At 44.9% G+C, this 26,858-nt stretch carries 18 protein-coding genes and 1 pseudogene; 8 read left to right on the forward strand and 11 right to left on the reverse strand.

The genetic code is table 11. The annotated features are described in order from the left end of the window. Positions 1 to 32 precede the first annotated feature (32 nt). The 6 genes from AC58CZ_RS06545 to AC58CZ_RS06570 all read right to left on the reverse strand — a co-directional run bounded on the left by AC58CZ_RS06545 (position 33) and on the right by AC58CZ_RS06570 (position 6,625). A complete protein-coding gene (locus AC58CZ_RS06545; RefSeq protein ID WP_494224395.1) occupies positions 33 to 404 on the reverse strand; it encodes a hypothetical protein in 372 nt (123 codons plus the stop codon). A 217-nt stretch (positions 405 to 621) separates the two neighbouring features. Then, positions 622 to 1,296, reverse strand: a complete 675-nt coding sequence (locus tag AC58CZ_RS06550; RefSeq protein ID WP_494224396.1) for a hypothetical protein — start codon at positions 1,294 to 1,296, stop codon at positions 622 to 624. 143 nt (positions 1,297 to 1,439) lie between these two features. Then, positions 1,440 to 2,207: a DUF1883 domain-containing protein gene (locus AC58CZ_RS06555; RefSeq protein ID WP_494224397.1), complete on the reverse strand. Its 768-nt coding sequence runs from the start codon at positions 2,205 to 2,207 to the stop codon at positions 1,440 to 1,442. 148 nt (positions 2,208 to 2,355) lie between these two features. Then, positions 2,356 to 4,632, reverse strand: coding sequence for a class 1a ribonucleoside-diphosphate reductase subunit alpha (gene nrdA / locus AC58CZ_RS06560; RefSeq protein ID WP_494224398.1), 2,277 nt, complete (start codon positions 4,630 to 4,632; stop codon positions 2,356 to 2,358). A gap of 499 nt (positions 4,633 to 5,131) precedes the next feature. After that, on the reverse strand, positions 5,132 to 5,452 hold the full coding sequence (locus AC58CZ_RS06565) for a DUF493 family protein (protein WP_494224466.1): 321 nt from the start codon (positions 5,450 to 5,452) through the stop codon (positions 5,132 to 5,134). Between the two features lie 246 nt (positions 5,453 to 5,698). Next, entirely contained in the window at positions 5,699 to 6,625 is a 927-nt protein-coding gene (locus AC58CZ_RS06570) for a bestrophin family protein (RefSeq protein WP_494224399.1), read from the reverse strand. Between the two features lie 493 nt (positions 6,626 to 7,118). Between AC58CZ_RS06570 and AC58CZ_RS06575 the strand changes: the two are divergent. Then, positions 7,119 to 7,331 (forward strand): annotated as a pseudogene (locus AC58CZ_RS06575) (STAS domain-containing protein); the annotation flags it as partial. Between the two features lie 68 nt (positions 7,332 to 7,399). On the opposite strand, the gene rpoD reads toward AC58CZ_RS06575, so the two are convergent. From rpoD to AC58CZ_RS06590, 3 genes are all read right to left on the reverse strand, one after another. Beyond that, a complete protein-coding gene (gene rpoD, locus AC58CZ_RS06580) occupies positions 7,400 to 9,325 on the reverse strand; it encodes an RNA polymerase sigma factor RpoD (protein ID WP_075106119.1) in 1,926 nt (641 codons plus the stop codon). Positions 9,326 to 9,854: 529 nt separating this feature from the next. After that, positions 9,855 to 12,059 carry a CHC2 zinc finger domain-containing protein gene (locus tag AC58CZ_RS06585; protein ID WP_494224400.1) on the reverse strand — a complete coding sequence of 735 codons (2,205 nt, stop codon included), beginning with the start codon at positions 12,057 to 12,059 and terminating at the stop codon, positions 9,855 to 9,857. Positions 12,060 to 12,198: 139 nt separating this feature from the next. After that, positions 12,199 to 13,380, reverse strand: a complete 1,182-nt coding sequence (locus tag AC58CZ_RS06590; RefSeq protein WP_494224401.1) for an outer membrane protein assembly factor BamD — start codon at positions 13,378 to 13,380, stop codon at positions 12,199 to 12,201. Between the two features lie 728 nt (positions 13,381 to 14,108). Between AC58CZ_RS06590 and AC58CZ_RS06595 the strand changes: the two genes are divergently transcribed. The 7 genes from AC58CZ_RS06595 to guaD all read left to right on the forward strand — a co-directional run bounded on the left by AC58CZ_RS06595 (position 14,109) and on the right by guaD (position 24,987). Then, positions 14,109 to 15,350: an RluA family pseudouridine synthase gene (locus tag AC58CZ_RS06595; RefSeq protein ID WP_494224402.1), complete on the forward strand. Its 1,242-nt coding sequence runs from the start codon at positions 14,109 to 14,111 to the stop codon at positions 15,348 to 15,350. Between the two features lie 114 nt (positions 15,351 to 15,464). Continuing rightward, positions 15,465 to 16,460 (forward strand): laccase domain-containing protein, encoded by a 996-nt coding sequence (locus AC58CZ_RS06600; RefSeq protein WP_494224403.1) that lies wholly within the window; start codon positions 15,465 to 15,467, stop codon positions 16,458 to 16,460. A gap of 103 nt (positions 16,461 to 16,563) precedes the next feature. Next, on the forward strand, positions 16,564 to 17,175 hold the full coding sequence (locus tag AC58CZ_RS06605; RefSeq protein WP_071001407.1) for a flavodoxin family protein: 612 nt from the start codon (positions 16,564 to 16,566) through the stop codon (positions 17,173 to 17,175). A gap of 872 nt (positions 17,176 to 18,047) precedes the next feature. Beyond that, positions 18,048 to 19,736 (forward strand): FAD binding domain-containing protein, encoded by a 1,689-nt coding sequence (locus AC58CZ_RS06610; protein ID WP_494224404.1) that lies wholly within the window; start codon positions 18,048 to 18,050, stop codon positions 19,734 to 19,736. Positions 19,737 to 19,833: 97 nt separating this feature from the next. Then, a complete protein-coding gene (xdhB, locus tag AC58CZ_RS06615; protein WP_494224405.1) occupies positions 19,834 to 22,407 on the forward strand; it encodes a xanthine dehydrogenase molybdopterin binding subunit in 2,574 nt (857 codons plus the stop codon). Then, the gene (locus AC58CZ_RS06620) at positions 22,400 to 23,419 is read left to right on the forward strand and encodes an XdhC family protein (RefSeq protein WP_494224406.1); all 1,020 of its coding nucleotides are present in this window, start codon (positions 22,400 to 22,402) and stop codon (positions 23,417 to 23,419) included. Before xdhB ends, AC58CZ_RS06620 begins: the two co-directional genes overlap by 8 nt. A 137-nt stretch (positions 23,420 to 23,556) precedes the next feature. Then, entirely contained in the window at positions 23,557 to 24,987 is a 1,431-nt protein-coding gene (gene guaD / locus AC58CZ_RS06625; protein ID WP_494224407.1) for a guanine deaminase, read from the forward strand. A 162-nt stretch (positions 24,988 to 25,149) separates the two neighbouring features. Here guaD and AC58CZ_RS06630 read toward each other — a convergent pair whose 3' ends face one another. Both AC58CZ_RS06630 and alc read right to left on the reverse strand, forming a co-directional pair. After that, a complete protein-coding gene (locus tag AC58CZ_RS06630) occupies positions 25,150 to 25,677 on the reverse strand; it encodes an ureidoglycolate lyase (RefSeq protein ID WP_494224408.1) in 528 nt (175 codons plus the stop codon). After that, positions 25,677 to 26,795: an allantoicase gene (alc, locus tag AC58CZ_RS06635; RefSeq protein ID WP_494224409.1), complete on the reverse strand. Its 1,119-nt coding sequence runs from the start codon at positions 26,793 to 26,795 to the stop codon at positions 25,677 to 25,679. The genes AC58CZ_RS06630 and alc overlap by 1 nt, the downstream gene beginning before the upstream one ends. Between the last annotated feature and the right edge of the window lie 63 nt (positions 26,796 to 26,858).

Consider the following 26,858-nt stretch of genomic DNA (forward strand, 5'->3'; position numbering starts at 1 on the left):
ATATTATAAATTTTGGTCAATGGCTTTTTGGGTTAAAGGTTCTCTAGCGATATCTGTGAGGGCTCTTTGCCATCGTTCATATAGGCTTTGAATATCTCGCTCAGTTCACTATCATCGAGTGCTTCTAATTCATCCAGTGCGCTTTTACGTAGGGTACTCACATCAGACGCTTCTGCTACTGTTTTTGTGTCTTTTTTAGCCGCGCGCGATGCTGGTTTTTTGGCTGCTTTTGCCACGCTTTTTTTGGCGACGGCTGCCTTTGGTGCTTCATCCATCTCTAACTGCTGACGCACCGCTGCAATATCAACCTCGACTTGTACGATATGCGAGCCACCATCGTTTAGGTCTGAAAATACGTTTGGGATAAACAAACCACCGTCTTTGATGATTGCGGTATATTGCACATGACCTCCGTTTTTGGGTATTAGTTTGCAGTTAGGTATTTTTGTTGGGTGTTATCTATATGACCCAAATCACGTTTTACGATTTTGGCCGTGTAGGTTGCGGTTGAGCAAACAGATCTAATAGATTTTTACTTAGAAGGGAAGTTTCTAAATAAAAATTCCTGTTGCTTGCTATTTTTGGATGTAGAAATCTATACCCAACTTACAATCAAGATTTTTATAAATGTTCATTACTATAAATGTAAAATGCCGCTTCACTACTGGATAAACAAAAACCATATATCTGCTGCCCAATTAAAACGTTAGGTGTATTTTCGTTTTCGAGCAAGTCGTCACAAAAAAAAGTCACTCTTTTATAAAATGGAGGTCCAGTACGATTCTGTATAGCAAAAGATCTTTCTCTTATAGTATGTACAGTTGTGCTTGCAGATATACGATCGGTTATTTCGCTACAAATTTTAGATTCAGTAACTTTATTAGAGAAACTATCATAAGGATAAAATATATCAGGAATAACGATAGAGTCATCGTAGCTAAAAACTGTAATTGAATATATTGAAATCTTGTCAGAGGTTGTAACTTTAAATAGAGCGTTATCCATGATATAAAGATCTGTAGTATAAGATATACGGTCGTCAAAATCTTCATCTTTGAAAATAGAGTAGTCGTGGTAAGTTTTGTCAGGTAAACCAAGAAGTTGTTCTGCTTTTAAATAGTTTTTTTCAGGAAATAATGATTCAATTATTTCGTTAGTTAACTTACGTTTTTCTATAAAAAATCTTCTCTTAATTTCTTTTATAGCATATATTATAGCAGCAAGAATTATCCCACCAATGACAGTAATCATTACGCCACTAATAAATGATTCGTTTATCAATGAAAGTATATTCATGAGGCTACAATATGTCTCTTATTTGGAAAGTTCCGAAGCATTCTATGCTAATACTATACAAAAACCGAATAACATAGTTAATTTGGTATAGAAGCGACACAGTGAGATTGAAAATTATTTATCAACTACCGACTGAATTAAAACTATTTTCTAGACTCTATTAAATCTGCAATTTCAAATGCGATTTCGTCAATCGTATGGGTAGCAGTACTTCTAGCTACTTTATCAGCCAAAGAAGGGCTAAAATCTATTACTTGTTGTTTTGTAATATTGTGCCAAATAGGAAGCATGATTTGTTCTTCGGAAACTGCACGAGTCACAATTCCGTCTAATTCATAATTAGTCCACCCCTTTTTCAAAAAAGCTGGAGATAATACAACTAAACCAACTTTACTATTTGCAAGTCCTGCATCTATCTTTTGACGTAAACTATCGCCGATTCTTAAAGTTTGTTCGTCAAACCAAACTTTCAGGCCTTTATCCTGTAAAGATTGAGCTAGGCTTCTAACAATCTCATCTTTATCTTCAGAAGCATGCGATATAAATACATCGTAAGTTACTTTATCAACGTTTGCCGACGGAGGCATATTATCTCTTACTAAGCTAGGAACTTCACGCAAAGATCTTTCTTGTATTTCAGGTAAAGCTTGAGGCAATACTTTAACGGAAGCTTTCGTACTGCCTTGTAAACCTTGCATATCAACTACAAGGTGCCAACGACCAGATGAAGGTATAGCTAAATTAATTGGAGTTTTCCTAGCTAGCCCTCCATGATATGTGTGCTTTCTTCCGTTTTTATAATTTGCAAAATTTGAGCTGTTCATTAGACGAACATTGGCTCCACTGGTAAGAGAGATCTGGACTACTTCACCTTTTGATCTCGTACCTAAATCAGAGTGGATAAAGTTCATAAAGTTACTTCCTGTAAATGAATATCAATTAAACTATCCGTAGTATTTTCATCATTCAAGCTAATATTTTTATTGAAAAGCGAGCTTAACCCAAAAGCCAAACCCGCCATCCATCAGAAACTCTCTTCAGAGAGATTCTTTTTCAAACCTAGATCTTACACGCGCCGCCAGCACAATCATCTTCCATATCCGCTTGCGCGTCATTGGCACCATCACGAGTGTTATGGTAGTACAGCGTCTTCACACCCATTTTATAAGCGTTTAATAAGTCTTTTAGCAATATCTTCATCGGTACACGGCCACCTGAATAACGAACTGGATCGTAGTTGGTATTGGCAGAGATACTTTGATCGACGAATTTTTGCATGATAGCGACCAGCTTTAGGTAACCGTCATTGTTTGGCATTTGCCATAGGAGCTCGTACTGATCTTTTAGGGTAGCAATCTCAGGCACGACTTGCTTTAAGATGCCATCTTTTGAGGCTTTGATAGAGACCAGACCACGTGGTGGCTCGATACCGTTGGTCGCGTTGGCGATCTGGCTTGAGGTCTCAGATGGCATCAAGGCGGTTAGGGTAGAGTTGCGTAGACCGTGCTCAGTGATATCCCTACGTAGCGTTTCCCAATCGAGATGTAGCGGCTCTTGGCAGATTTTGTCCAAGTCGGCTTTGTACGTATCAATCGGCAAGATACCTTGTGAGTACGTGGTCTCATTGAATGCAGGGCACGCGCCTTGCTCTTTTGCCAATTTGTTTGACGCTTTTAGGAGATAGTACTGTAGTGCTTCAAACGTCTGATGGGTCAGACCAAGCGCGCTGTCGTCAGAGTAGCGTGCGCCATTCTTAGCCAAGTAGTAAGCATAGTTAATCACGCCCACACCGAGTGTACGGCGACGCATACTGCCATTTTCAGCAGCTTTGACCGGATAGTCTTGATAGTCGAGTAGGGCATCAAGCGCACGGACGATTAGCTCGGCTGGCTCTTCGATGTCGCTGACGCTCTCGACTTTACCCAAGTTGACCGCTGATAGCGTACAAAGGGCGATTTCGCCTTCTTCGTCATTGATGTTATCCAGTGGCTTGGTCGGTAGCGCGATTTCCATACATAGGTTTGACTGGCGAATCGGCGCAATGGCCGCGTCAAATGGGCTATGGGTGTTGCAATGATCGACGTTTTGGATATAGATACGACCCGTACTGGCACGCTCTTGCATCATTAGGCTGAACAAATCAGCAGCTGGGATTTGACGGCTACGGATGTTAGGATCATTTTCGTATTTGGTATATAGCGCTTCGAATTTGTCTTGGTCTTCAAAGAACGCATCATATAGGCCTGGCGTGTCACTTGGTGAAAATAGCGAGATGTCTTGACCTTTGATGAGGCGCGTGTACATCGTTTTGTTCAATTGTACGCCGTAGTCCATATGACGGACACGGTTGTCTTCGACGCCGCGGTTGTTTTTGAGTACCAGTAATGACTCAACTTCCAAATGCCATAATGGGTAAAATAGGGTCGCAGCACCGCCACGTACGCCACCTTGTGAGCAGCATTTCACCGCCGTTTGGAACAGTTTGTAGAATGGGATACAGCCAGTATGCTGCGCTTCACCGCCACGGATCGGGCTACCAAGGGCACGGATACGACCTGCGTTGATGCCGATACCAGCGCGCTGTGACACGTAGCGTACGATGGCGCTGGTGGTCGCGTTGATTGAGTCTAGGCTATCACCACATTCGATCAGTACGCACGAGCTGAACTGACGCGATGGCGTACGCACACCTGACATGATCGGCGTCGGTAGTGAGATTTTGAATTCTGAGGTCGCATCATAGAAGCGTTTGACGAAATCAAGTCGATCTGACTTGTCGTATTGGCTAAACAGACACATACCAACCAGCATATAAAGGAACTGCGGGCTCTCGTACACGGTCTTCGTGACACGGTCTTGTACTAGGTATTTCCCTGCCATTTGCTCAACCGCTGCATAAGCCAAATTCATATCGCGCCAGTGATCCAGATACTCTTCTAATTCATCAAATTCAGCACGGCTATAGTCCGCTAGGATATGCTCATCATATTTGCCAGCGTCGGTGAGCGTTTTGACATGGTCATACAGGTGCGGCGGCTCAAACTGGTTATAAGCAATCTTACGCAGATGGAAGATCGCCAAGCGCGCGGCGAGATATTGATAGTCAGGCGTGGTCTCAGAGATGAGGTCGGCGGCTGATTTGATGATGGTTTCGTGAATATCACGAGTCTTGATACCTTCATAAAACTGGATGTGCGACTTTAGCTCAACTTGCGACACAGAGACGTTGTCCAATCCATCCGCCGCCCACGCTATTACCTTATGAATTTTGTCTAAATTAATAGGCTCTAAACGTCCATCACGCTTGGTTACTTGGATTTTATCAATATGTGTCATGTTGGCCTCTATTTTGATTGCTTATAGTGATGCTGCGCGCCAAAGGAGCGGCAGACATTCTTTATGACGCGATTGTAGTCGATGGTAGCAGTAGTTTTTTGGCAACAAGCAGCCACTACCCATAGTGATAGCAAAAATCACTGAGTACTACATATAGCGTGTTTGTTAATTGGTAGACACAATATAGCGGGAAAATTTTGAAAATACTATATTGATTTTAGGATAAAACTATGTTGCTACAAGGTTGTAGACGGTCCAAATTTTGGCAAAGGACGATGGGATAAGGGTTAGACGCAAATGCGGTCAATCATAAATTTTTTGTAAAAATAGTGCGGCCGTTTGCTTTTTATTTTCTCAGTGATTGTCGCCTGATAACCATCATCATGGCGGCAATAATGCGGGCGCAGATTGTACATCAAACCACAAAAAATCGCCACCCATATGTTATTACTAGCGAGTGACGACTTGGACCAAAAGGCGCTAAACCTGTCTGAACGATTTACAAAACCATCCGAACCGTCTTGGCGTTATCAAGCGCGGCATAAAGTGTATTGACTTGATCAGCGGCTGTTAGGTACAGATTGACCCGTGCTGAATGAAAGCGACCTGTTCTAGAAGGTTTCACTTCAATAGAGGCCAAATCAAAATCAGGGAATTGGCTACCCAAGATCAGCTTGATTTCATTAAGCAGGCTCTCGTGTTCACCTTCATGACCAATGATGCTGAGTGGGTAGTTCATTGGGAACTCCCAAAGCTCTGGGTTTTGAATGTCTGTTTTTTTGCCTTTCAGAACGCCTTTATTTGGCGTCAAATCAGTGATTTTCACTGATGGCTGATTGCTGGTTGGGTTATTTACATTGTTGTCGACGTTGTCGTTGTTATTTTTTGAATCATCACTCATGATATGAGCCTCGCTTTTATAGATAATATTTTTGAATAAATCAGCTGGTTAGAGTAGAGATTTTACCTACAGTACCTTTGTCTGCTATTTATAGTGGCGTGCGGTAGATTATTCAAGTTACGTTTGCCGCTCGTTTATTGTATGGCGCTTAGATGACGGCAATATTTACGGCAAATAACCATCAATAGGCATAATATCAGTCGGCAGATTGGTTTCTCCCAGCGCTTCTCGCAGATTGATCTCGATAGTGCGGGACAATGCCGTCAATGGAAGTTGGTTGGCTGCCAAACCAAACGGCTCTTCTAGCTCTTCACTCAATGCATCTAACCCAAAAAAGGTATAAGCAATCACGGCACAAACCAAGGGCGTTGCCCAACCAAGCGAGGCGACCAAGCCAAAAGGCAGCATGATGCAATACAAGTAGGTCGTACGATGTACCAGCAGCATATAAGCAAAAGGTAGCGGTGTGTTATGAATGCGCTCGCAGGCTGCCAAGACAATCGTCATAGAGGTCAGGCGCTCATCCATGTTTTGGATGACTTGCTCTGAGACCAGTCCTTGACGCCGAATATCGCCGAGATGCTTACCCATGAGGCGCATTATATAATCAGGTACATTTTTCGCTTGGCGCATACGATCATGATGTATGGATGCGACAAAGGGATCAATGTCCGCCCAAGGTGGCGTACCACGCAGCCTGTGGCGCACCGCATGTGCAAAAGCAATGGTCAGATATACCATGGTGCGCTGAGTCTCACGACCATGCTCGTTGTCATCATCTATAAAGGATAGGACTTGGCGCGTTAAGCTGCGAGCATCATATACCAACTGGCCCCATAGCATCCGTGCTTCCCACCAACGCTGATAGCTGGCATTATTTCGAAATCCCAAAAACAGCGATAATGCGATGCCCAATAAGGTAAAAGTGGCGATACCATAATAAGGAAAAGAGTCAGGAATCCAGTGTTGAATAATGGTAATGGCTGTACTAAGGATGGTAACCAATAGCAGCTGCGGATATATTTTTGGAATGATTGAACCGCGAAGGGCGAAAAATATCTTAAACGGGTGGGGTGTTTGCCGGACAATCATGTCAGTTTCCTAGCGATGAAATCTGTGAGCGTAGTATTGCAGGTGCCGTATGATTCTAATACAGAATCAAGATCTGTAAAGCCCAAAAGACTATAAATTTATTCAAACTAAGAAGTAGGATGGTCACTTAAGCTCGGTAATTGGGATAGCCAAAAAGTTAAATCCTCGCCTATTCTTTTCCTCAGCAGAACGTATGACTGAATCCTTTGATATTAGGGCGTGCTGAACATTCGACCATGGCACTGACAGCGACTATTTTTTAGGCGATTCGATGTTAAAAATAATAAGTTTAGTCATTCTAAGCGCTTATTTTTAACGATGAAGCGGCAAAAAAGAGTCCTGTCCCCTGCTTTTATCGTTGGGTCTGATGCTAAAATTGCCCCATACTGCGTTACAAATCTCGCTAAGGCATCTGCATTATCGTCGCTTTGTGCCTTGTCTGGAACAATTTTAGCGATCAGCAGTGCCTATTTGCGAATGTTCAACACGCCCTAAAGAGTCTGTCTCTAAAGTAGTTATTGACGTGTCACGAGCACATTTTTGGGATATGACAGCAATCGCTGCGATTGATAAAGTCATTATCAAATTTCGCCGTGAAGGCACTGAGGTAGAGCTTATTGGTTTGAACGAGGCAAGCCAGACGATGATAGACAATTTCGGTGTGCATGACAAACCAGATGCTGAGCAAAATTTAGGCGCGCATTGATAACATAGTTTAACAAACACAAAAAAGCCGAGATAAACTCGGCTTTTTTTATTTAGCTTCATTGAATATTAGTCATTTTCTAAGAAAGAACGTAAATGCTCAGAACGTGAGGGATGACGCAGTTTACGCAACGCTTTTGCCTCAATCTGACGGATACGTTCACGGGTAACATCGAACTGCTTACCAACTTCTTCTAAAGTATGATCCGTTGGCATGTCGATACCGAAACGCATTTTTAGGACACGGGCTTCACGCTCAGTTAGATTACCGAGTACATCACGAGTGGCTTCTTGTAGTCCAGCAGACGTTGCATCGTCGACAGGGCTTGAGATCGTACCATCTTCTATGAAGTCACCTAGGTGTGAATCTTCATCATCACCGATAGGCGTCTCCATAGAGATAGGCTCTTTGGCAATCTTGAGCACCTTACGGACTTTGACTTCGTCCATCTCTAAACGCTCGCCTAATTCCTCAGGCGTTGGCTCGCGGCCCATTTCTTGTAGCAGCTGACGTGAGACACGGTTGATCTTGTTGATCGTCTCAATCATATGCACAGGGATACGAATGGTACGCGCTTGGTCAGCGATAGAGCGCGTGATTGCCTGACGAATCCACCATGTGGCATACGTTGAGAACTTATAACCACGGCGATATTCAAACTTATCAACGGCTTTCATCAGACCGATATTACCTTCTTGGATCAGATCCAAGAACTGTAGGCCACGGTTGGTGTATTTTTTGGCAATAGAGATAACCAGACGTAAGTTGGCCTCAACCATTTCTTTTTTCGCGCGGCGAGCTTTTGCTTCACCAACGGCCATACGACGTGCCACGTCTTTCATGTCGTGGATTTTCATATCGAGCTGCTGCTCATAATCACGAATACGGCGCTGAAGTAAAATAACGTCATCGGTGACTTTTTCTAGCGTACCCGCAAATGCAGGCTTACCTTTGATACGCTCAATGAGCCAATCGACATTGGTTTCATTGCTAGGGAAGGTCTTACGGAACTCTTCACGTGGCATACGACCACGGCGAATCACCAAACGCATGATTTGACGCTCTTGCTTACGCACGTCGTCGTAGACATCATGCATGATCGCCATGACTTGGTCTGACAAGCGATTATTGAGCTTTAGCATCATAAAGCGTTCAGCAAGTAACGCGTACGCAGTATCCGCCTGCACGCTACCACGACCATAATCAAGCAGCGCTTGCTTGGCTTTGATAAATAGATGCTCGATCTCTTCTAGACGCAAACGTACTTCTTCTGGGTCAAGACCGCTGGTTTCTTCTTCAGCTTCTTCTTCCACGTCGTCTTCGTCTTCATCTTCGTCATCATCAAGTGCGGCTGCCTTGGCATTCACTTTAGCTTTGATGATAGGCGGGTTTTCTTTTTCTTCTTTGATGCGCTCACGCTCTTCTTTTGCCGCATCTTTGGCTTCTTGGGCAGCGATTTTATCTTCTTCGGTTTCAGGATCTAAGAAACCAGTGATGACGTCAGATAGCTTTTTTTCGCCATCTTGTACTTTTTGGTATTCATCAAGGACGAACTGTACGGTGCCAGGCCAATATGCCATGGCATGCTGTACATCACGAATACCTTCTTCGATACGCTTAGCAATGGAGATCTCACCTTCACGGGTAAGAAGATCAACTGTACCCATCTCACGCATATACATACGGACAGGGTCAGTGGTACGACCAGGCTCAGTCTCAACAGAGGCGAGTACCGCCGCTGCCTCATCTGCTGCCATGTCATCATCACTTGAATCATCGTTCATCAAGATGTCATCGGCATCAGGGGCAGACTCAAAGATTTTGATACCAACATCGGTTAGCATCTGCACAATATCTTCGATCTGATCGCTTTCGGTAATAGAGTCGGGCAGCTGGTCATTCACCTCAGCATAGGTAAGATACCCTTGCTCTTTGCCCATTTGGATTAAGGTGGCCAGTTGAGATGTGGACTTAGAAACTGACTTATCGTTCATAAATACTCGCTTACTTGCATCGGACATTTTTATATTGTGACTCGCTATCGCTCTCTCTTTGCGTTGATCTTATCAATGGATTGATCAAAATATGGCGTAGAGGTTGTCAATAATATCAAAAATGAGTTGATATGAATAAAGGCTCAAAACACTACAATAACAATGCTAAAAAACAGCTAAAAATTAGAAAAGCTAAAAAGACTTCAATACAGTACCTAAAAAAATATAGTACTTAAAATTTAATACTCAAAATAGTATCTAAAAGCAGATACGTAAAATAATACCTAAAATTTGTGCTTAAAGATGCATGCTCACAATCATTAACCAAGCAGTGCTGTCAATATACAGCGACACAGTTTAACACAGACCGCAGTCGTCAAGCACGAGCTAGTGATAGCTACCGACCATTTTTTGCCGTTTATTTGCCATCAGCTAAATGATTTAGGAGTGACTCATGCTACTGGGCATAATCATTAGTAGTGGGGGCAGTGGCTAGAATTTTAAAGGGGCATGATTTGATAATTAAACATTAAGACTGAACGGTGACCATCTGTGCCGATTGCTCTGCCTGCTGTGCCCGTAGCCAATCGTTCAATAATTGGGTTTGTTTACGGACGATCGCAAGCTTAATATGATCAGGGTTTTTTATCAGCTCTTGTATTTTTTTCTTCATATTGCGCTCAAGCAGCTGACTGACTAGCTCTTCGATCAGGCCATCAAGCCCCAAAATACTACGTGCGGTTAGCGCTTTATAAAAGCCGCCCCAATTACGGCTCAGCATCTCTTGGGTCGCAGGCTTCACATTTGATAAGATAAAATGCGCTGCTGCGTTGGCATCTTTTGGCAAATAATTAAGACAGCGTTTGATAGTGCTCACGATGTCAAGCAGAGCCACGTCTTGCAGGTCTTCCCAAGCAAGCGGACGCAGCGTATCGGCTGAAGCTTTTTGTTTGATATGCGCAGGTAGGTGTAAGCCATTAATACCAGACTGTTGCCAAATCGATTCGATAGGGTCATCAATGAGTGCGCGCGGCTGAAACAAAAAGCAAAGCTGCAATTGCTGACTGATGGTCATATCACCATCAAAGTCTAGCAGCGCATCTTTGGCCTCGACATTTTGACTGCGCCTGCCGCCAAGCTTTTGATAAATGTCATTGTTGAGCAAATAGCGAAAGCTACTGCCTTTTGGCAAAGCGGTCGTCAATGAGCGTACTTGCGACATGAGCTTGGCTTTACCTTCAGCCAGACTCATGTCATAGCGCTCACTTAAGTACGCAAAAATATACTGTGATAACGGCATGGCTTGGCTGATTTGCTCACGCATGGCATCGCTGCCATGACTCTTGATAAACGTATCAGGATCATGATTGTTAGGCAGGGTCAAAAACCGCAACTCTTTATCATCAGCAAGCACAGGTAAGGCAACTTCAAGCGTACGCCAAGCGGCTTTTTGTCCGGCACTGTCGCCATCAAAACTCAAAGTCAGCGTTGGATTGAGTGTCAATAGCCGCGATATTTGGCTTTCATTGATTGCCGTACCCATCGAGGCGACCGCCCCATAGATACCGGCTTGGTAAAGCGCGATAACATCCATATAGCCTTCGACCACCAGCCAGTCGTTGGCACGCTGCTGCCTTGATTCGTAATAGCCATAGAGTACGTGCTGCTTATGAAAGACAGGCGAGTCTGAGGAGTTGATGTATTTTGGCTTGACCTCATCGTCGAGCGCCCGACCACCAAAACCAATGGTGCGACCTTGGTTGTCACGAATAGGAAAAATAACCCGATCACGCAGCAGATCGTAGTCACGGCCAGACTCTGATTGGCGCACGAGCCCTAGTGCCTTAAGTCCTTCAATATCTTGTGGAAACTGGTGCTCAAGATGCTGCCAGCCAAATGGCGCATAGCCAAGACCAAAAGTCTCAAAAGTCTCTTCAGTGAGTCCGCGTGACAAAAAGTATTGCTTGGCATGAGGGTGAGTGTGTAGATTATGCTGATAGAACTGCTGAATTTGCTCTAGCAATTCGTACAAATTGCCATCTTGATCAGCGTTCTGATCAATGCTAGCCATACCTGCAGCGTTATCTGTCAGCCACACTGGCGGATAGCCACCAACGTCCGCATGGTTTGAAGAATACGGCTCTGATGGATACGAGTCCATTGAATAAGATGCTGACTCGTAAGCCTCTAGCGGCGGGAAATTATCGTAACCCTGAGCGTCATCATAACTTGACTGGTCTATGTGATTTTGGTCGCTTTGGTCAACATTATTTTGATGACTGGCTTGACGGTTGTTTTGATAGTTATTTCGATAGCTGTCTTGGTTTGTGCCGTTTTGATTTACTTTGCTGTGCTCTATCGTTGGGCTAGGTACATTGTGAACTGGCGGCGGTGCAATAGGTTTTGGCGTACGGCGTTGATAGCTGACGTTCTGTTGCTCTTCTTTTGGTACTTCAATGCCTGTTTGTTTAGAGAGCTCATTGACTGCTTCGATAAAGGTGAGATTCTCGTAATCGCGCAAAAAACTGATGGCATTACCGCCAACCCCGCAACCAAAACAGTGATAGATATTTTTTTGTGGATTGACATAAAAAGAAGGCGATTTTTCACCGTGAAAAGGGCAGCAGCCTTTATATTCACTACCAGCGCGTTTAAGCGTGGTGTGTTTGCCAATGATGCTGATCAGGTCAGCTTGGCTATTGAGTTGTTCAAGAATATGGTTAGGAATGCTCATACAAAAAACAGTTTACCATAGGTCGATTATGTTGGGGCAGAGGTAATAAGGTACTGCTAGAAAAATAAGGCCAACGTAATGTTGACCTTATTATCAATGAATACAGACTGTGTTAGCTAGGCTAAAAGACCTCACATAATCAATTATTATCCATATCACTCACACTGTCGTCATTTAGCGTAGTGCGACGTGTTGGATTGGTATTTAGTGGATCGACGTTGGCTTCTCGTGCAGTCGAGCCAGTGCTTGATTGGCTGGTCACACGCTCAGCTGACGCTTCAGGCAGACCTAGGCCTACGCTGATACCATTACGTGCAGCCGCATTGTTGGCGACTGGAGTGTTGGCAGGCGTTGTGTTTGTCCCTGCTAGTCTCAACTGGGCTGCGTTGCCAATCATTTGGGTTTTGGTCGCGCCATTATATTCGCCCGTTGCCACTGAGTTGTCAGTTGTGCTTGAACGACCAAGCTGTCCAAAGGTAATCTTATTGAGCCAAGAGCGATCACGTTTGGTGCTCAGTTTCACGCTGCCATTACTAGTCAGCATGTTTGGATAGTTGATTTGCAATAGGGTTTTGTACTCATTTGCCAAATCTGTTAGACCAAGTTTTTCGTGGCTATAGGCTAGGACAGCAATGGCATCTGGTACTGACTCACTCAGTGGATAGTACTGGAAGACCCATTTGGCACGGTTGACAGCTGCCACATAAGCTTCACGCTCGATATACCAGTTGGCTGCGCTCATCTCGCTTTGGGCAAACTGATTATAGATAAATGTCATGCGCTGGGCGGCATCTGGTGCATAGGGACTATTTGGGTATTTGCTAATAAGTTCTTGGAAATTGGCAAAGGCAATACGTAGATACGCAGTGTCACGCTCCGCTTGGTTTAATTTAAACAGCTTCAAACTCTCAGACGAGCCTTCCATATTGGCAACGCCGCGTACATAGTAAGCATAGCTGACTTGGGGATTAGAAGGATATAGACGGATGAATTGCTCGGCACTCGCTGCTGCCATCTCGTATTTATCGCCTTGATACTGTGCGTACATCATATCAAGTAATGCCTGTTCGGCGTATTGCCCAGTTGGGTAAAAGGTACGCAAATTAGTCAGTTCTTCAACACCTTGGACATAGCGGCCTTTATCGATTTGAGCGATGGCATCGTTATAGTAACCTTGCTCTGACTTTTCCGCGGTTTCTACCGCGTCGACATCTTTGGCGCCAGTGAGGTTTTTGAATGTCTGGCAACCTACTAGATTGACGCTAAGCGCAAGTAAGGTGATTGAGGACAGTTTGATAAACGTATTGCCAACAGCTTGCATACTTCTTCTCCGACACAAGACGCATAATAGCAGCAGTGCTATCATGCTATATAAAAGGTTAGTGATAAAAAACGATGCTGAGTATTCAGCGATGCACAAGCAACACGTTTTTCATCGAATGCAGTTTTTGTTATGACGTATTGTACTGGTAGATTGGGTCTGATACATAGAGCTTTTATAGTAAGCCTGTAATAGATCAAATGCATTTAATCATATTCAAACGGTTTAAATGGCAAACACTGTCAATAAAACCCAATGGTATTTTTATACTGTATTTAAATATGGCATAGGAATACAGTGCCATAGCATACAGCAAAACATGGCTATACTTTATAGAATAACGTTTGCTTCGTCTATTTTTTCGCTATCTATATTTTATAGGCAGTTTAACATGAGCGGCTATCACGAGCGATATCGAATATCGCTGGCAGGAACAAATATACAGTAAATTACAGCAATGTTATGTTCTAGAGAGCTAAGCAGTAAAGCTTGGCATCTCAGAAGCGCTCAAAAATTCACAGATAGCATGCACTTTTATAGGGCTTGGACGCGTGACATGATACACTAGGGCGGTATTGTCTCCGCTTTTTTGACCTGCATAGCTTTTATTATTTGCTAGAAGTCACAAAACGACAATTTTTTATTATTTTATCTTTGAATGAAGTCACCTAACAAAATATAGTTAGTAACTTTACATAGTTAGCAACTTTGCTAGGTACCAATCCGCTATGAATAATGATGCCATGACTACCCATTTATCACCGAATCAATCGCTAGAGACTGATTCATCAGCACAAGAGTCACCAATGCCAAATAACGTTTTAAATAATGACGAGCCTGACAATCAAGAAATGATGGATGAGCAGGAAATAATGGACGAGCACACTGATGCTCTTGATAATGACGACTTGCTCGAAGAAGATAGCGATATTGATGAAGCACTTGACGATGGCGACATGGATGAAGGCGACGACGATGAAGCGCCAGTAGCAGGTCAAGCGATACCAGTGGTGGTAGATATAACGCATATTGTCACAGAAGATGAGTCTGGCCTACGTATTGATAAAGTCGCTTCACAGGTGTTTGCAGACTTTTCGCGCGTGCAATTACAAGGTTGGATCACGGATGGTAGCTTACTTTATAACGGCAGTGTGCAAAAACCAAAGGTTCGTGTCAAAGCAGGTGATGTGCTACATCTATCGACGACGTTGCAGCAGCATAGTGAAGATCAACCAGAAAATATCGATATCGATGTGGTCTATGAAGATGACGACGTACTGGTGATCAACAAGCCTGTCGGTATGGTGGTGCATCCGGGCGCTGGCAATCAGACAGGCACTTTGGTCAATGCTTTGCTATATCATTATCCGCAGCAGCATCACTTGCCGCGTGCAGGGTTGGTACACCGTATTGACAAAGACACCTCTGGATTACTACTCATCGGTAAAACCAAACCGGCTCAAATGGCGCTGATGGAGCAACTAAAAGACAAATCTGTTTATCGTCATTATCAGTGTGTGGTAGCAGGCGATCAAGCAAGCTTGCTGCGTCATCGCCGTATTGATGCGCCGATAGGGCGACATCGTACTCAGCGTACCAAAATGACAGTCATGACTGCCGGCCGTGAAGCGGTAACCCATCTATTAAATGTCACGCCACTGAATGACAACTACTGCCTGCTAGATGTCGGACTTGAGACCGGACGTACGCACCAGATTCGCGTGCATCTGAGCCATGTGACCCATCCGCTAGTCGGGGACCGTGTCTATGGTGGTCGTCGTCAACTGCGAGCAGGTTTGACAGAAGCACAGCGCCAAGCCATCAGCAACTTCCCGCGCCAAGCATTGCATGCTTATACTCTTGGGTTTGTGCATCCGGTAACTGGTGAGGATATTGAAGTGACAACACCTTTGCCAGAAGACATGCAACAGCTAATAGCCGTATTAAGCGACGGCTATGATGACGAGTAAACGCTATTGAGAAAAGCGGCTGTCTAAAGGTGTTTACGACAATTGCCAAGTTTATAGTAGTGATTTAGTGATGCCAATTTTTAGACAGTCAGTAGATAAAAGGATGGGGCAGTCGTGACAAACAAGCTTCCGATAATAGATAATTTTCCAATGACCATGCTCGCGCAAATGGATGACGTGGCTGTTTTCCAAACGGCTGCTTTTGCGCCGAATAATATTGACGGACCTGCTACCGCAAGCCAGCAAATAGGGCTTGACAGTCAAGCAAACCATCAAGCAAATTATGGCGCGCTAAATCTAGGCCTGCATGTCAACGATGATGCGGCAAAGGTATTAGATAATCGTATGAGTCTGTTGACTGCGTTTAATACACAGATGGCAAGTGAGTCATCACAAACTGAGCAACATACTGCTATTCACAGCTTACATTGGGTCAGTCAGATTCATGGTAAACAGATCCATGATATTGATACGACGCCTCTGAGCATGACACCTATGGCGGCTGACGCCATAATTAGCAAGCAAAGTGGTCGTGGACTGGCGATCATGACGGCAGATTGTGTGCCGATTGTGTTGTATCAACCCTTAAGCGGTAAAATCGCCGCCATTCATGCAGGTTGGCAAGGATTGGCGTGCGGCGTGATTCGAGAGACTGCTCAGCGCTTTACAGATGCAGGCGCCGTACAGGCTTGGATTGGGGTGTGTATCAGTCAGGCCAACTATGAAGTTGGTCATCAGGTCCGTGACCAATTATTGGCTGGTTGCTTAGATAATCAATTACTAACGGCGTCAGATAGTGATAATTTTGACAGTTTATACGTAATGGGCTCAGATAGTGGTCTTGAAAATCATAGCGATACTCAGTATTTACATAAGACAGTTGATAAACTATCGAATTGCGCTACAGTGCACACGGATAAAGTTAAGCTAAACTTACCAAAACTGGCCGCTGATCAATTAACAGCCGCTGGCGTGTCGATAGATAATAAAGAACCTATCAGCTGTAGCTATGCAGATCGGCATTACTATTCTTATCGTCGTCAAACGCATATGCAGCAGCCTGCAACGGGAAGAATGGCGCTCGTGATTGTGCGCCGCGCTGCTACGTAAATGTCAGCTCACAACTAACAAACCTATTGAGTGCGCTGGGTCGTCTTGCACTTGTACACTATATTATTTTTATTTAACCATTATTGTCATTATTAGAGTCTGTATGAATACAACTAGCGAATCCTCAAAAATATCTCCTGATAGTACGCCTAACGTATCGATTGCTGTTATTTTTCATAGCAACTACGGTCATACTAAGCGTGTCGCTGAAGCGATTGTACAAGGCGCGCATCAGCAATTACCAGAGGCCCAAGCAAAAGCGGTTGATATTCATGATATCGATTGGGATTACTTAGATCAGGCAGATCTATTGGTTTTCGGTAGCGCGGTATATATGGGCAGCGTCACCGCTGAATTCAAAACCTTTATGGATGAAACCTCAAAGCGTTGGTACAACCGCACGTGGGAAGGCAAATGGGCCGCAGCGTTTGCCAACTCAGGCGGTCTGAGCGGTGATAAACTTGCCGTGTTGCAGCAAATTTCTCTATATGCCATGCAGCATGGTATGAATTGGATTGGTCTGCCGCTTATGCCGACGGGTCATGAGGCGCACGATCTCAACCGTCTATCTAGCTTCTTAGGTTTGATGACGCAATCTCTTGACGGACCACCTGAAGAAACGCCAGGGAAAGGAGATATTGATACCGCTATTTGGTTTGGTGATCATTTGGCTAAAACCATCATTAAACATCAGCCAGCGGATAGTAAGCGTTAGATAACACAGTAGGTGACAGGCTACTCCAGTAAAAAAGCAGACACTATTGATGTCTGCTTTTTTTATGTCAATGTTATGGAGTAACCAGATTAGTCGGTACAGGCTTAACAGGAATAGGGCTATCAACAAATTGGAAATGTTGACAACCAGTCAGCATTAGCGACGCTATCAGCAGACAAATAGAGGTAAGTGACTTCATAATAGTATCTCAGAGACGATATATTACCCAATAATATATCTTGTATGTCTATCTATCGTTAGAAGCGATGACAGTTAAAAGTAAGGTTTACTTTTAGGTATTATATATGAAAACAGGTCGGTTATATAACCTTAAAAAGGTACAAAGACTTGGCTTTGTTTTTAAAGAAATTATTTATTCAGTCATGACGTAACTTGTCTACTATGCGTTTGTATTAGCTATATCAATGACTAACATGACGAGTCTTATAAACTATCTCTGCTGTTAGGATTGATAGCGGTTATCAGATAGCGGCTTGAGGGTCAATCATTTAGCAGTATCGACAGATGTTTGAATGGGTTGTGTTATAAATAAGAATAGTGATAATATGTTGAAAGCTGACCAAATAGTCAGGTATATAGCAGTACTAATTCTTGGCAAAAGCTCCTGATAATTACTGCTATTTATGGTCGATTTATTTGCTATAAAAGAGTGTGCGATATCCTACTCATCGACATCCTGCAAATGCGACATAGAATAAATAGTAAGTATATTAAAAACTAAAAACGTACTTGCCGATAAACTTACTTGAGCGGTTGCAGCAAAATATAGATTAAGCGTTTACCTTTCGTACTCAAACCACTAATGCTTCTCAGTCTTATACTCACTTTCATTATTTTAGCCGAGCCTTGCTATGATTAGTTTTTATCTCAATGGAAAATACCATGAGCTAACCCAGCTTAACCCCAATACGACAGTGCTTGAGTATCTACGATTGCATGAAGGCCAAACGGATACGAAGGAAGGCTGCGGCAGTGGTGACTGCGGTGCTTGTACGGTAATGGTTCAGCGCCTGCCTAGCACTAACCAGCAAACGCTTAATGATGAAAATGGCAACGAAAAAAATGCTACGCCTCCATTCTATACGATCAACTCCTGTATTACGCTAGTGTCGCTGATGGACGGTCATCACCTGATGACAGCGTCCTACTTGGCGGACAATCCTGAGCATCATCCAGAGCGCGCTATGCTGCATCCAGCACAGCAGGCGATGGTTGAATGTCACGGTTCACAGTGTGGTTTTTGTACCCCTGGGTTTGTCATGTCACTTGCTTGCGTTTACGAAAACAATCGTATGCAGACAAGTTCAGAAGCAGCAAGTCAGAGTGATGCTAAGCAGTTGAGCTATGATGAAGTGGTTGCGTCAATATCGGGCAATTTATGTCGCTGTACAGGCTATCGTCCGATTATCGAGGCAGGCCTACTGATGAGCGAAATCGGTCAGAAAAGAGAGGCAGAGCAGTCGGTGGTGAAAGACTTGACTATCAGTCTCGCAACAGACGCGATGGGTAGTACAAAGGAATCAGCAGTATCTGCAAATGCGCCAGCTGAAGCCGAGTCGGACAATGTAGAGTCAACAGCTATTGCCCCTGCACTCAATGATGCTGGGCGACGGTTATATATACCCAAGTCACTAGACGAGCTTAATCAAATATTAGCAGCTAATCCGCAGGCGACGATCTGGGCAGGTGGTACGGATTTGGGATTGAGTGTAACCCAGCATTTGGTTGATCACGAGATCATTATTCAGCTCTCAGGTATTGAGGCGCTAAAGTCTTGGTCGCTATCAGATGCAACTAATGACATATCGACTGACGAACAAACTCAAAGCCAGTCACTAGTGCTAGGGGCTGGCATGAGTTACAAGCAAATGCTCCCTGTGCTTGAGCAGTATTTTCCACGCTTTGCGCAAGTGTTTGAGCGCATTGCCTCTCCGCAAATTCGTAATATGGGCACCATCGGCGGTAATATCGCCAACGCTTCTCCAATTGGTGATTTGCCACCGATTCTCTTGGCGTTAGATGCGTCAATTCATTTGCGTCATTGCGCGCCGAATCGTGAAGAGTCAAGTCATGCGCCTTATACGGATGAAATCATACCGTTATCAGCATTTTTCTTAGATTATAAAAAGACCAAGTTGCAAGCAGGCAGTTATATTGTCGCTATTCATATTCCTTTGATGCAAGATCATCAGCATTTATTTATTCATAAGATTAGCAAACGCTACGAAGATGATATCTCAGCGTGCTTGCTTGCGGCGCGGCTTGATGTGTCAGCAGATGGTGCAATTATCGACAATGTAAAGCTTGGGCTCGGCGGCATGGCAGCGATACCACTGCTTGCAGTGCACTGTCAGCAAGCGCTTATTGGTCAAGCTACTGATGTTGCAAGTTTTGAGCAGGCGGCACAGGTGCTATCTGCAGATGTCACACCAATGACGGATGTCAGAGCCAGCCGTGAATATCGCTCACATGTGGTGCAGCGTCTACTCGTGAAGTGCGGTAAACAATTGGTAGCAGAGATGCAGGCTGAGAGCGCTTGACTGTCAGCGTGATTGAGTATCAATACTGCTTCATGAGTGTATTTGTCAGAAATAAAAAAGCGCATCAGTAAATGCGTACTAATAGAAGAGATTTGCTATGAGCCATCATTCGTCTTTATTTGACAGTTATAGTATCCGCCGCGTGCGTCCGCCAAAAAATAAGATCGGCACGTCAGCCAAACACGACAGTGCGATCACCCATGTGATGGGTACGGCAACTTATGTGGATGATATTACCAAACCACAAGGCACGCTACATCTGGCAGTGGGCAAAAGTAGTCACGCCCATGCACGGGTATTGAGTATGGATTTGAGTGCTGTCAGAGAGGCTGATGGGGTTGTTGATGTTTTAAGTTTTAAAGATTTACCGGCGCAGACGGATATCGGTGCGGTGTTTGATGGTGAGCCATTGATGGTGAACGACATCACAGAGTATGTCGGTCAGACGCTATTTGTGGTGGTGGCGACCAGCCATCGCGCTGCCAAAAAAGCCGCCACCAAGGCAGTAGTAGAATATGAGCCATTGCCAGCGGTACTTAGTATTGATAAAGCGCTAGAGCAAGAGTTATTTGTGCGTCCGAGTCATTTTATGAAGCGCGGTGATGCGGCGACGGCACTTGAGAGTGCACCGATTCGCATTGAAGGCCATATTCATATGCGCGGGCAAGAGCACTTTTATCTCGAAGGGCAAGTGTCTTATGTGGTGCCGTGTGACGATGGCGGACTAGAAGTGTACACGTCTTCACAGCATCCAAGTGAAGTGCAGCAGCTCGTCGCCGAAGTGACGGATTTGCCCTTTCATGCGGTAAACACAGTCGTACGCCGTATGGGTGGTGGTTTTGGTGGTAAAGAAACGCAAGCCGCGGCATGGGCGTGTCTGTGCGGTATCGTTGCCAAGCGCCATAACGTTCCTGTCAGTATGCGGTTAGATCGCCAAGATGACATGATAGTGACTGGTAAACGTCATGAGTTTGCCAATCGTTATAAGGTTGGCTTAGATAAGTCTGGGCGTATATTGGGCGTCGATATGCAATTGGCAGGTCTGTGTGGTTATGCGCCAGACCTATCTGATGCCATCGTCGATAGAGCGATGTTCCACTGTGATAATGCCTATTATTATCCAGCGGCCCATGTGGCGGGTCATCGCTGTAAGACGCATACGGTATCTAACACGGCCTATCGAGGATTTGGTGGCCCACAAGGGCTAATGACCGCTGAATATATGATGGACCATATTGCCTATACCTTGGGGCAGGATCCGCTGCAAGTGCGCTTAGCAAACTTATATCAAGATGGTCAAAGCACCCATTACGGTCAGACCATTGAGCATTTCGATTTAGCAAACATCATGACCAAACTGGCAGCGGATTGCGATTACGACAAGCGCCGTCAGCAAATTATAGAATTCAATCAAAAAGCCGCCGCTGAAGGTAGTGACAAGCGTTTAGGTATCGCGCTAACGCCCGTAAAATTTGGTATTTCATTTACGGTGCAGACGCTCAATCAGGCGGGTGCGCTGGTACACGTTTATACCGATGGCAGCATCCATCTCAACCACGGTGGTACGGAGATGGGGCAGGGTTTATATATTAAAATCGCCCAAATTGTCGCCAATGAGTTCGATGTGGATCTAGATACAGTAAAAGTGTCAGCGACTCGTACGGATAAAGTACCTAATACTTCACCAACTGCCGCGTCATCAGGTACCGATATCAACGGTAAAGCGGCGCAAAATGCCTGTCTAAGCATCAAAGCACGCATTGTTGAATTTGCTGCTGAGCATTTTGAGGTGTCACAAGAAGACATACGCTTTGAACAAAACCACGTCTATATCGGCGATAAACAGACACTAACCTTTGCTGAAATGATTCAGCTGTCGTATCAAAATCGCATCAGCCTATCGTCTACTGGCTACTATAAAACGCCGAAGATATTTTATGATCGCTCCAAAGCATGGGGGCGTCCGTTCTTCTACTTTGCCTTGGGTGCAGCTTGTGCTGAGGTTGAGATTGATACACTGACAGGTGAGTACAAAGTGCTGCGCTGTGATGTGCTGCATGATGCAGGACAATCGATCAACCCTGCCATTGACATCGGTCAGATTGAGGGCGGTTTTGTGCAAGGTATGGGCTGGCTCACAGCAGAAGAGCTGATCTGGAATGATAAAGGAAAGCTTGCATCCGATAGTCCTGCCAATTATAAAATTCCAACGGCGCATGACTTGCCTAAGCAGTGGAATGTGAAACTATACGATCGCAAAAACGAAGAACAAACTATCTATAATTCTAAAGCCGTTGGTGAGCCGCCGTTTATGCTGGCTGCCAGTGTCTGGTGCGCTCTCAATAACGCGGTGGCTAGCCTTGGAGACTACAAAAAAAATCCAGAGCTGACCATGCCTGCGACCCCAGAAGCTGTATTAAAAGCAGTTATGCGTATGGAAGGTTCGTCTTGGGATCTAGAGACCAAGGCGGACAAGGATACGATGGATAGCCTTGTTGAAGGTGTAGAAGAAAAGGGCGATCTCTATAACGACAAAGTCATGCCGCAAGATGTGCGTCATGCCAAAGATATCGATCCAAAAGAGGTAGCCGGCAAACAGACCGATGAGCAGCCAGAGGCGATAGAGCACCCAAATGTCGCAGGGGCAAGGGGTCCTGCGCACAGTGAGTGAGTCATTGGTTCCACCAGACATCTGGTATGAAGGTCTAGCGCGATATCAGCAGCGCGGCATGGCTCATGTGTTGGCAACGGTCGTGGCTGTGAATGGTTCGGCCCCGCGTGCACTACAGGCAAAGATGATTATCACGCAGGATGGTATCGTAGATACGCTGGGCGGCGGCGGTCTAGAGCACGATGTGATTACTACTGCTCGTCAGCTATTAAGTGGCGAGATATCCACCACGGTATCCAAACAAGTCAAACCAAAAATTTCTGAAGCTAATGAGACAAGCGCGTCAGCTCCTTCTGAAGCGGTACGCCGAGACGCGGTTTATACCAAGCATTACCCGTTGGGTGCGAAATTGGCCCAATGCTGCGGCGGTAGCGTCACTGTTATGTTCGAATGCTTTAACGTGACGCCGCCGATGTCAGTACTGGTATTTGGAGCAGGTCATGTGGCCTCAGCGCTCATGACCATCCTTGCTGAACTACCATGTCAGGTAGATTGGGTAGACCGTCGCCCAGAGATGTTTGAGCGTTACTTAATGGATAAAACCAACTCCAGTAAAACGTGCCAAGCAGACAACAGTGCTTACCAAAACCCCACACCGAATCAATCACAACTCTATCAGCTACCAAGGCATATCCGTCCACATGTTGATGAGGAGCCTGTAGATTTTGTGCGTCCATTTATCGAGCAGGGTGGTCAGCGTTTTATTTTGGTTATGACGCATGACCATAGTGTGGATTTTGAGCTGGTGCGCGCAGCATTAGATACTGTTTCTGATATCTGCTTAGCTGATAGTAAGCGCTCAGATATCTCATTACCTTATATTGGCTGTATTGCCTCATCCACCAAAGCCAAGCGTTTTAGAGACCGTTTGATTCAGCGTGGCTATAGTGAGCAACTAGTCAATCAGCTCACCATGCCAATCGGATTACCCATCGGCGGCAAAGAGCCAATGGCGGTGGCCGTGTCTATCGTGGCACAGCTACTACAGCAGTATCATCAGGCTGAACACTGATTTTTTTATACTCAATATAGCCCCATTTTAGCATTGTTATTTTCCGTCGAATTATTAAACGCTCAGCACTATTTATTAAAATGTTCAGCATTATTTATTAACATGTTCCGCATTACCAAGCCATGTGAGACCATCCAATGACCCTACATATTTATCAAGCTCATTTATTACATTATATTAGCGAAGATGACCTTGCTAAGCGTACGGCTGCTGAATTATCCGATACTAGAATTCCTGAATTTTTCGTCAATCTGACCGTTGATAAAGATACAACGTTGCTTCCAGTAATTGCAGGCGTGCGTGTTTACCCTGAGTATATTGCCGACGGTGCACTTGTTATTGATGATGAGACTGGACTGATTATTAATTATGGCAGTCGAGAGGCGATGCTAGCAAATTATGTGCTGACCGCTACTAATGACAGTCAAGAACCAGTACAGATTCATGACCATCGGCACAAACTCATCATGCCGGGTTTTATCGATACCCATGTGCACTATCCGCAGGTAGATATGATTGCCGCTTATGGTGAGCAACTGCTCGACTGGCTCAATAATTATACCTTTGTGACGGAAGCCAACTTTGGTGATCCAAAAATAGCGCATGATACCGCGCAGTTTTTTTTGAACCAATTACTTGCCAATGGCACGACCAGTGCGATGGTTTTTGCGACCAGTCATCCATTATCTGCCGAGGCGTTTTTTGCTGAAAGCCATAGGCTCAATACGCGTATGATCACGGGTAATGTCTTGATGGACCAAAATGCGCCTGAGGCGCTATGTGTGCCTGCTGAGCAAAGTATCCGTGACACTCAAAATATCATTGATAATTGGCATGAGCGCGGGCGTCAGCATGTGGCCATTACCCCGCGCTTTGCGATTACGTCGAGCCCTACACAATTACGTCTGGCAGGTGAGTTGTATGCCAGCCATGACAGTGTGTATTTGCAAACGCATCTGGCAGAAAACCGTGATGAGGTGGCTTTTGTGCAGGAGCTGTATCCCAATCATAAAGGCTACCTCGACGTCTATGATGATATGGGATTACTGGGCCGCCGTACCACCTTGGCGCATGGTATCTACCTTGAGACACCAGAATACGAGCGTCTACGCGCGACTGGCACGCAGATATCACATTGTCCAACGTCCAATCTGTTTTTGGGTAGTGGACTGTTCAATTTACCAAAGACCTTAAGTTATACCGGTGTTAGTATCGCCACCGACGTTGGAGCAGGGACGAGCTTATCGATGCTCACGACGTTATCAGAGGCGTACAAAGTCCAGCAACTACAAAGTAATCAATTATCAGCACACCAAGGGTTGTATCAGATCACTTTGGGCAATGCGCAGTCGCTACTATTGGATGATAAGATTGGTAACTTTATGCCCAATAAAGAAGCGGACTTTGTCGTGATTGACATGAAGGCCACAGCACTGTTAGAGCGGCGTATGGCGCAGACCAAAACCCTTGAAGAGCAGTTATTTGTGCTGATGATGCTGGGTGATGATAGAGTGATTGAGGAGACGATAATTGCCGGTCAGAGCCGCTATCGAAAATCTGCGGACTGATAAACTGGCGAAAAACATGAGTCACAAAAAAGCCCCGTTTATATATCATAAACGGGGCTTTTATCGGTTTGATCTGTTTCTTTTGTTCTGTGCTTATGAGATAGCTTGGCGGCTTTTTTTCTAACTGACATTTTCTAACTGACGTCTTCTAACTGACGTCTTCTAACTGACGTCTTCTAACTCAATAAGCACACCCCATTCCGTAATATCTATCTCATGGCAGTTATTACCTTCGCCATTGATACGATCAATCACCAAAAAATCACTGTCGCGTCCAAGCGCCAATAGCGGATGATGCCAGACGTTGGCATCATACTGTACGCCTTGATGAGACTTGGCATAAAACACGGCCAGATCGTCTGCCGACTGCGGCGGCGTACCTGCTTTGGCAACGACGATGACATAATCCTGACCTTCCATCGAGACAAATGCTTGTGTGCCAAACGGATGATACTCCATGACGGAGAGGGCAATCGGATTCTCACGTTTTTTGGCTCGAAAGATACTCATACCGACAGTGCCACCCTCAAGCTGACTCGCAGCAAGCGCATGATGGCGAACCGCATAGCCATTATTGATCTCATAAGTATTGTCAGCGGTTTGCTCCTCCTCACTATAGCGCTCGATAACCGAGCCGTAAGGGGCAAAGTTGGCTTTGGTCAGAGGCTGAGCGGTTAAGATAACACTCATTATTTAACCTCTGTATTATCAGTAGTACTAACATGATCTGCCACTTTGCCAAACACGCGCACGCGGCTGATACCGCCATCGGGGAAGATGTTGACTCGAATATGCGTGATAGGCTGGTCTATCAGGAGCTTGTCGTTACCAAAGGTATGGACATCATCCGCATTGGTTTTCTGCGGCTTAAGCAACGTATCCCAAAACATACTTTGAGTGACCAAGGTTTGCTCTGGGGTATTTGGCGAGTAGACGGCTTGAATGGATACTTTATCAGGGTAGTTGCCTTTAAAATGAGCGGTATCGATTTCGATAGAATCCACGATACCTGCTTGACCTAAGGCAATAATGCACCAGTCATTGCCTGGCTCACGGCGGCGACGCGTCTCCCAGCCATCCCCCATATTGGGCGCTTTGGTCGGTAACAGTAGATTGCTGGCGGCACCAAAATGTGCGTCGTTACTGGCGATTGCACGACCGCCATTTAACGCGCCTGCCAAGTCGAGCATCTCACCTTGATCGTTGAGGCTCGCATCAAGTTGGATATCACCATAGACACGCAATCGAGCCACGCCGCCATCTGGGTAAATATTCAAACGGATATGGGTGACCGCTTGCTCGTTATCAGTTTCGATAAACTCATGATTGTGTCCTTGTAGCGGCGTCATATCCACTAGCGCCTGCCAGTTTTTACTGTCCCAGTCTTTTTTACTGAGACTAGTAAGCTCAGTTTCATCTTGCTGTAGTAGCTCTGGCGCGTATAAAGCATCGACACTGGCAGAAGAGGGGAAGTTACCCGTAAAGTGACTGGTATCAATATCGAGACCCGCGATTTTGGTTGGACGCGCCAGCTGAATGACTAAATAATCATAGCCCAAATGACGCTTACGGCGCGTCTCCCAGCCGTCCATCCATTTACCGTTATCATCAAATTTGCCGACCACAAAAATAGGCGCATCAGGATTTAGGATACGGCTTTTATCCGCAAAAAAGTCATCGGTCGCAAACAACGCTTTGGCACCCAAACGACTGTCAGCCACGTTAGATTTTTTAGTAAAGGCTGGCAGGCTCTCAGGCAGATTGTTTGCTGAGATGATTTGTCCGACTTCTGAAGTGTTTTGACTCATTATGATTCCTTTTGTTTAATATTAGGTTTAATTGATCGTGTGCCGCTTGTTTTATTTATTCGA

The organism is Psychrobacter sp. CR212 (assembly GCF_059693765.1).